Below are 3,007 nucleotides of genomic sequence, written 5' to 3'. Positions count from 1 at the left end.
CAATGTCAGCAGACCGCCTTCAACGGTTTTGGTGGACATACCGGCGGCCAAAATCAAGCCTTGTTGCTTGAGTTTATTTAAGGTTTCCAATGCTTTGTAATGTTCAATGACCGGCACATCGTTTCCATCAGAGTGGATCAATACAATCTCAATTTGATCACGATTGAGGCGTTTTAAACTGTTTTCAACGCTGCGTTTGAGGCCATCGGCTGAAAAATCAAAAGACGATTCACCGGTGTTGCTATTAAACAATTCACCGGCTTTAGAGCAGATAATCCAGTCGTGCGGTAGTTGTGGTAATAACTCGCCAAGACGTTGTTCACTGCTGCCGTAGGCTGGGGCGGTATCAATCAGATTGATGCCCAGATCCCAGGCTTGTTGCAGCAAGGCGAGGGCGGCTTGATCATCAGGAATGGTAAACGCTTCGGGGTATTTAACGCCTTTATCGCGTCCCAGTTTGACGGTGCCGAGTCCCAGTACCGAAACAACCAGCCCTGTACCTGGAATGGTTTTTTTAGGCAGCTTGTTCATTTTATGAATGCCCGATCCCAGAGTGGTTCGGCCAGTTGTGCTAACGGCAAAATATGCTGCTCTGGATGGGATGTTTTTTGCACATTTTGTTTTGCCAGCGCTTCGATAACTTTATCGGCTAGATCGGGGGAGAGCGCCAATTTGGTCGGCCAGGCAATATGCAGATTGTTATGGCTGCTGACATAGGCGCTATCGGGACGTGCAAAACCGCTTTGTTTGGGTTCGGCGCGATTGACGTTATGCGTCGTCCATTCCAGTTCCGGCAGGGTAAACCACGGCAGGATTTGTTTAAGTAAAGCGCGTGCTTCCTCAATCAAACTATCAGGATCTTTGCCGACACCTTCTTCCGCAATATTACCGCCGAGGTACCAGACGATATTGCCGGTTTTATCCGGATGGCTGCTGATGGTGGCGATCGGTTTGCTGCCACTGCCAAGACCATGAGCATAAATTTGCGGTAAAGGATCATCCGGATCTTTGGCTTTGCAGAGCAGCATTTGCAACGGCCGTTTCTGCATTTTGGGTCGGGTCAGTTGCAGGCTTTTTAACAGTTCACCCGTGCCTTCACCGGAAGTCAGTACAAACTGCTGGGCCTGAATTTCCAGTTCTTCACCAAAGTGCATGGCAGTGATATTGCCATCCTGCTTGATCCACTCCGGTTCTATGTCTGGTGTCTTTAAAATCGTTGCGGCATAAGGCTTGATTAAGGCTTTAAGCAAACTGCCGACATCCAGTACCGGTTCATCCAACTGGTATAACGCACCTTTAAAACCTGCATCGGCAAACAAGCCGCTACGTTCGGATTTGGGGATATTCTGCATACGGCTTTGCAACGCCTTGCTGGCAAAAAAAGACACCATTTTGGAAGACAGGCTTTGCGTGGACCAGAGCAATTGATGTTCGGTAAACACGTTAACGTCGGATAAATCAATTTCGCCATTGCCTTGCAGACAGGATTTCCAGCGGGCGGGCATACCGCTGATGGTTTGTGCGGCGTTGGATAAAAAGCCGTTTAACGCATATTTGCTACCGCCATGGATAATGCCTTGAGCACTCAGCGTTTGGGCATGACCGATTTTCTGGTTTTCCAGTAACAGACAGTGATAACCCAACTGGCTCAGCCGGTTATGTAGCCATAATCCGGCAATGCCGGCGCCAACTATAACGACGTCTGCTGTGATGATTTTTTGACTCATGCTTTGCTGAGTTTCTCGTCCAGTGCTTCACATAACCAATGGCCAATCAGGATATGGCCTTCCTGCACCCGGGCTGTTTCTGTGTCGGCGACACAGACACAATGATCAGCTATGGCTTTCAGTTGTCCGCCACTTTGGCCAGTAAAGGCAATGGTTGCACAACCGGCTTTTTTGGCAGTATTAATGCCGTTAATCACATTGGCACTGTTACCGGAAGTCGATAAACCAATCGCCACATCGCCGGGTCGGGCCAGCGCCTGAATTTGCCGATCAAATACGGTTTCAAAACTGTAGTCATTGCTGTGTGCTGTCAGAATCGATGTGTCGGTGGTCAGCGCAATCGCGGCCAGCGGTCTGCGATCTTCTTTATAACGAATCACAAACTCCGCGGCCAGATGCTGGGCATCAGAAGCGCTGCCCCCATTACCGAAGAACAATACTTTATTGTCATTCAGCACGCAGTCGCTGATAAGATCCAGTAAATCATTTAATTGAGGCTCCATTTCAAACAAGCTTTCAATCATCTTTTGGTGGCGTTGCAAGGTGGATTTAAATGACACGGCTTACCTCATTTCGGCTCTGGTGGTAGTATTTATGGTTTCCTGCAAACAGTGTAACAAAACGCTGTGCGCGTTCGCACAACTCACTGCTTGGCATAGCCTTTAGATGGCCTTAATGAAAAAGAATTCCTGTTATTTGCGACAAGATTTGGCACAGGCATGGGCCGATAAACCGGTGTTTGATGTTGTAGCCAATATCGAAGGTGATATCTTTCGTGATAAGGAAGGTCGCCGGACCTTGCGCTTTGAGCTGAATGGCCGCTCGTATTTTCTAAAATATCATCAAGGTGTCGGCTGGGCAGAAATCATCAAAAATTTGTTGCAGCTGCGTTTGCCGATCATCAGTGCGCGTAATGAATGGCAGGCGATTCATTTTCTGGAAAAGTACGGCATCGAAACCATGACGCTGGCGGGTTATGGCGAAAAGGGAATTAATCCGGCGACATTACGTTCGTTTGTGATCTCCGATGATTTAATCAATACCATGAGCCTGGAATACGTTGGTGAGCAGTGGCAACAGCGTCCACCAAGCTTTGCCACCAAGCAGGCTTTGATTCGCAAGCTGGCCAATATGGCGGGCACCATGCATAAAAACGGCATGAATCATCGTGATTTTTATCTGTGTCACTTTCTGCTGGATGAACGATTTGCCGAGCACAATACCTTTGATGACAATACGCCGGTTTATCTGATTGATTTGCACCGTGCGACTATTAGACA

The 3,007-nt window shown here is 48.2% G+C and carries 4 protein-coding genes; 1 reads left to right on the top strand and 3 read right to left on the bottom strand.

Translation table 11 applies throughout. From position 1 onward, the window contains the following. The 3 genes from B3182_RS10035 to B3182_RS10025 all read right to left on the bottom strand — a co-directional run. Positions 1–531: aldo/keto reductase (locus B3182_RS10035; RefSeq protein ID WP_292752632.1), on the bottom strand; the 531-nt coding region annotated here is incomplete at its 3' end. Then, complete coding sequence (locus B3182_RS10030; protein WP_292356104.1) at positions 528–1,727, bottom strand: FAD-dependent oxidoreductase; 1,200 nt, start codon at positions 1,725–1,727, stop codon at positions 528–530. The genes B3182_RS10035 and B3182_RS10030, both read right to left, overlap by 4 nt. Further along, positions 1,724–2,287 carry a D-sedoheptulose-7-phosphate isomerase gene (locus B3182_RS10025; protein WP_292356105.1) on the bottom strand — a complete coding sequence of 188 codons (564 nt, stop codon included), beginning with the start codon at positions 2,285–2,287 and terminating at the stop codon, positions 1,724–1,726. The genes B3182_RS10030 and B3182_RS10025 overlap by 4 nt, the downstream gene beginning before the upstream one ends. Positions 2,288–2,402: 115 nt before the next feature. Between B3182_RS10025 and rfaP the strand changes: the two genes are divergently transcribed. Next, a partial coding sequence (rfaP, locus tag B3182_RS10020; protein ID WP_292752630.1) for a lipopolysaccharide core heptose(I) kinase RfaP occupies positions 2,403–3,007 on the top strand: 605 nt, incomplete at its 3' end.

Source organism: Methylophaga sp. UBA4204, assembly GCF_002379485.1.
Taxonomy (GTDB): domain Bacteria; phylum Pseudomonadota; class Gammaproteobacteria; order Nitrosococcales; family Methylophagaceae; genus Methylophaga.
The sequence above is the reverse complement of the archived record's forward strand: the minus strand, read 5'-3'. Positions and strand labels throughout refer to the sequence as shown.

Coding starts and splice junctions, on each gene's coding strand:
- B3182_RS10030 (WP_292356104.1), bottom strand. CDS start 1,727: ATGAGTCAAAAAATCATCACAGCAGACGTCGTTATAGTTGGCGCCGGC.